4 protein-coding genes are annotated in these 4633 nt (G+C 63.6%); 3 read left to right on the top strand and 1 reads right to left on the bottom strand.

Translation table 11 applies throughout. The features are described from left to right. Window positions 1-100 precede the first annotated feature (100 nt). Entirely contained in the window at window positions 101-1219 is a 1119-nt protein-coding gene (gene lptF, locus RBR29_RS10660; RefSeq protein WP_320349174.1) for an LPS export ABC transporter permease LptF, read from the top strand. A 6-nt stretch (window positions 1220-1225) separates the two neighbouring features. Here the strand turns inward: lptF and RBR29_RS10655 are convergent, their stop codons facing one another. After that, a complete protein-coding gene (locus RBR29_RS10655) occupies window positions 1226-2215 on the bottom strand; it encodes a LysR family transcriptional regulator (protein WP_320349172.1) in 990 nt (329 codons plus the stop codon). A 201-nt stretch (window positions 2216-2416) separates the two neighbouring features. Between RBR29_RS10655 and RBR29_RS10650 the strand changes: the two genes are divergently transcribed. Together RBR29_RS10650 and mmsA are read left to right on the top strand one after the other, a co-directional pair. Continuing rightward, entirely contained in the window at window positions 2417-3577 is a 1161-nt protein-coding gene (locus RBR29_RS10650) for an ABC transporter substrate-binding protein (protein ID WP_320349176.1), read from the top strand. Window positions 3578-3612: 35 nt separating this feature from the next. After that, on the top strand, window positions 3613-4633 hold a 1021-nt coding region (mmsA, locus tag RBR29_RS10645), incomplete at its 3' end, for a CoA-acylating methylmalonate-semialdehyde dehydrogenase (RefSeq protein WP_320349169.1).

Here is a 4633-nt window from a genome sequence, read left to right as displayed (position 1 = left end):
GTGTGCAGGGATGCTGGCGTCGTTGTGCTAAATTCCATTCGTATTCCTTGTGAGCCGGAGGGTTCCGGGGATCAGACGGTCCATTATTCCGCATTTTTCCATGTCATTGTTCAAGCGCGCCGTCTTTTCCGAAATCACCAGCCATGCAGGCATCGTATTTTCCACCCTGCTGGTGGTGTGGCTGAGCGTGCTGATCGTGCGTCTGCTGGGCGAAGCCGCCAATGGTGATATCGGGGCCAACGTCGTCCTGGGCCTGGCGGCCTTTTCCAGCATCACCGCGTTGCCGGTGATCCTGTCCGTGTCCCTGTTCGTGGCGGTGTTGACCACGGTCACGCGCAGCTACCGGGAATCGGAAATGGCCGTCTGGTTTGCCAGCGGCCTGTCGCTGGGCCAGTGGTTGCGACCTGTGATGCGCTTTGCCTTGCCGGTGGCCGCCGTGGTGGCGGTGCTGACGTTGGTGGCCTCGCCCTGGGCCTACGGGCAGATCGCCGAATACCGCCAGCGGTTTGAACAGCGTTCCGACCTGTCCAAGGTTTCGGCCGGCCAGTTCATCGAGACCGATGACGGCCGGCGGGTCTTTTTCGCCGAATCGCCCACCCGGCCGGACGATGAACTGGGCCGGGTGGTGGCGCGCATCATCGAACCCGACTGGCTCAGCGTGGTCACGGCCGAAAGCGCGGCCATCCGCACCGAGGCCAACGGCGACCGTTTTCTGGTGCTGGGCCCGGGGCATCGCTATGACCTGAAACCGGGGTCGCCCGAAATGCGCCTGCTGGATTTCGACCGCTATGGGGTGCGCATCGAAAGCCGCACCGACCCAGGGGCCCTGGAAGCCAGGCGCCAGCAGGCCCTGCAGCAGATCAAGGCGCGCCCGACCCTGGACCTGATTGCCCAGGGCGATACCGAATCCCTGTCGCAGCTGATGTGGCGGCTGTCGCTGCCCCTGGCGGTGCTGAATCTGGCTTTGATCGCCTTGCCGCTGGGGGCGGTGAATCCACGCCTGGGGCGTTCGGGCGATCTGCTGATCGCCGGCCTGCTGGCGCTGCTGTACATGAACCTGATCAATCTGTCGCGCGGCTGGATCGCCAACAGCACCTTGTCGTTCGGCGTGGGCCTGTGGCTGGTGCATGCCGTGTTCCTGGCCCTGGGCCTGGGGCTGATGTGGCGGCGTGTACGCATGCCCCGGCCTAGGCAGCGCAAGGCCCGCGCTGCAACCTGAGTCTGTTCAGGCGCTGGCGGCCGGCTGTTTGCCATTGACTGGCGGATGGCGGGGGGCAAACGAAGGCGTCCAGTCCCCGGCCAGAAGACGCAGTGTCCGGCAGCGGCCATGCAGCAGGTCCTGATTCAATGCCACGGCCTGCTTCAGGTAATCCCACAAGGCCATTACTCTGCGCGTGCGGCGCAGGTCTTCGTGGCAGTACATCCAGAAACTGCGCGTGACCAGGATCGAATCGGCCAGCACGGGTTCCAGGCGTTCGTCCTGGGCAGCCAGAAAACAGGGCAGCACTGCCAGCGCCTGGCCCCCCAGGGCGGCCTGGTACTGGGCCAGCACGCTGGTGCTGCGGAACACGACGCGCGCAGGTGGCACCAGATCGTCCAGGTAGCGCAGCCGGTCGCTGAACAGCAGTTCGTCCACATAGCCGATGAAGGTGTGCCGATCCAGGTCGGCCAGATGCTGGATCGGCGCATGGCGTGCCAGATAGTCGCGGGTGCCGTACAGCCGCAGGCTGTAGTCCGCCAGCTTGGTACACAGATAGGGGCCGCGCTGGGGGCGTTCCAGTGCGATGGCCATGTCGGCTTCGCGTTTGGACAGGCTGATGAAGCGCGGCACCGGCATGATGTCCAGGGTCATGGTCGGGTGGCGGCGCTGGAAATCCACCATCAGCGGGGTCAGGATCGTGCTGCCGAACCCTTCCGTGGAGCCGATCCGCAGATGGCCGGAGGGCATCTGGGCTGCGCCGGACAGGGATTCCCGGGCGGCCAGCAACGTGCTTTCCACCTGTTCGGCGTGGGCAAAGAAACGCAGGCCTTCTTCGGTCGGGGTGTAGCCGCTGGTGCGGGATTTTTCGAACAGGGTCACGCCCAGATCCTGTTCCAGCGCACGGATGCGCCGCGTCACGGTGCTGTGCCGCACCCCCAGGCGCTGGGCAGCCGCGCTGGCCCGCTGCGTGCGGATCACTTCCAGGAAATAGCGGATCGCGTCCCAGTCGGCCATGGCGGTCCTTGTGCAAATATCGTCAATCAATGTGCAAATATTTTGATGGTAATAAGTTTTTTACACAACTAAACTGGGCCAGGGAGCACGAACTTCCTGGCCCCGCCGCGCAGACAGGCGGGCCTGAACGACAACGGAGACAAGATCATGCAGAAATTCACGCCGACGCTGGCGGCCGCCCTGTGCGCTACCGCGCTGTCCATGTCTGTTGCTCAGGCAGCAACGCCACCCGTCCGGATCGGGGTGTTGACCGACATGTCGGGGACCTATGCATCCATGGGTGGCATGGGCTCGGTGGCGGCCGCGCAGCTGGCCATCGATGACTGCCTGAAGGCCGAGTGCAAGGGCATGCAGATCGATCTGGTGTCGGCCGACAACCAGAACAAGGCGGACGTGGGGGCAGCGCGTGCCCGCGAATGGTTTGATCGTGATGGGGTGACGGCGATTGCCGACCTGACCAATTCTGCCGTGGCCCTGGCGGTGCAGAACATTGCCCGTGAAAAGAACAAGGTGGTGCTGTTTTCCGGCCCGGCGACCACGGACCTGACCAACAAGAACTGTTCTCCGGTCGGCTTCCACTGGATGTTCGACGTCTATTCGCAGTCAATCGGTGGCGTCAAGGCCATGTTCGACAAGGGGGGCAAATCCTGGTTCTTCATTACGGTGGACTATGCATTCGGCCATTCCCTGGAAAAGGGCGCATCCGACCGGGTCAAGGCGCTGGGCGGCACCGTCAAGGGGGCCGTCCCGCATCCGCTGAACGCGCCGGACTTTGCTTCCTACCTGCTGCAGGCACAAACGTCCGGGGCCCAGGTCGTGGCCCTGGCCAACGGCGGCCAGGATACGGTCAATGTGATCAAGCAAGCGCGTGAATTCGGTATTGTCGAAGGCGGCCAACGCCTGGCGTCCCTGCTGGTGTTTCTTTCGGACCTGCGCGCGCTGGGCCTGGAAAACGCCCAGGGCCTGAGTTACGTGGATGGTTTCTATTGGGATTTCGACGATGCCTCGCGTGCCTGGTCCGACCGTTTCGCCCAGGCCTATCAGGGCAAGAAACCCACCATGACCCAGGCCGGCGTGTATTCCAGCGTCAGGCACTACCTGAAGGCGGTGGCCGCTGCGGGCACCACCGAGGGGGACCGGGTCGCCGCGAAGATGCGCGAGATCCCGATCGAGGATCCGATCATGCACAACGCTTCCATTCGCCCCGATGGCCGGGTGATCCACGATATGTATCTGTATGAGGTCAAGGCGCCCGCCGAATCCAAGGGCGAATGGGACCTGTCCAAATTGGTGGCCACGATTCCCGCCGAAGATGCTTTCCAGCCCTTGTCGGCATCGACTTGCCCGCTGGTCCAGCACTGAGTTTTGCGTTCACTGAATTTACCCAGGAGGTTTGAATGAGCGACATCCCACGCATCCCGCTGCTGATCGGCGGGAAACTCGTCCAGTCCGAAACCAAGGAATGGCGTGACGTCATCAATCCGGCGACCCAGGAAGTGGTTGCCCGGGTGCCTTTTGCCACGCCGGCCGAGGTCGAACGGGCGATCGCGGATTCCAAGGAGGCCTTCAAGACCTGGCGCAACGTCAGCCAGGCCAAGCGTCGCCAGATCATGGCGGATTTTGCCCAGTTGCTGCGGGAACACACCTCCAAGATCGCCGAGGTCATTTCCCGCGAGCACGGCAAGACTTTGCCCGATGCCGAAGGCGAGGTCGCACGCGGCCTGGAAGGCGTCGACCATGCCGTGTCGGCCAATACCCTGCAACTGGGGGATTACGCCGAAAATGCGGCCACTGGCATCGATGTCTATTCGGTCATCCAGCCCCTGGGCGTCTGCGCCGGGATCACGGCCTTCAACTTCCCTGTGATGTTGCCGTGCTGGATGTTCCCGATTGCCGTGACCTGCGGCAATACCTTTGTGTACAAGCCGTCCGAACAGGATCCCACAGCCTCGCTGATGGTCGCCCAACTGGCCCTGGAAGCCGGCCTGCCGCCCGGCGTGCTGAACGTGGTGCATGGCGGTCCGGACGTGGCCAGCGCCCTGTGCGACCATCCGGACATCAAGGCAGTGTCCTTCATCGGCTCGACCCGGGTCGGCACGGAAATCTACCGCCGTTCCTCGAATGCGGGCAAGCGCTGCCAGGCCATGATGGGCGCCAAGAACCACAGCGTCATCATGCCCGACGCCGACCGCGAGGCTGCCCTGAACTCGATGCTGGGTGCGGCCTTCGGCGCAGCCGGTGAACGTTGCATGGCGATTTCCGTGCTGGTGCTGGTGGGCGAGGCGCAGAAATGGCTGCCTGATTTCGTCGAGCGCGCGCGCAAGCTGAAAATCAATGTCGGTACCGATCGCCAGGCCGATCTGGGGCCATTGATCTCGCCGGCTGCCAAGCAGCGGGTCGAGGGCCTGATCCAGAAGG

The sequence above is a fragment of the Castellaniella sp. genome (assembly GCF_034007085.1).
Lineage (GTDB): Bacteria > Pseudomonadota > Gammaproteobacteria > Burkholderiales > Burkholderiaceae_B > Castellaniella.
The sequence above is the reverse complement of the archived record's forward strand: the minus strand, read 5'-3'. Positions and strand labels throughout refer to the sequence as shown.

Bases quoted from the DNA above. Each gene is read 5' to 3' on its own strand.
- lptF (WP_320349174.1), top strand. From the start codon at position 101: ATGTCATTGTTCAAGCGCGCCGTCTTTTCCGAAATCACCAGCCATGCA.
- RBR29_RS10655 (WP_320349172.1), bottom strand. From the start codon at position 2,215: ATGGCCGACTGGGACGCGATCCGCTATTTCCTGGAAGTGATCCGCACG.
- RBR29_RS10650 (WP_320349176.1), top strand. From the start codon at position 2,417: ATGTCTGTTGCTCAGGCAGCAACGCCACCCGTCCGGATCGGGGTGTTG.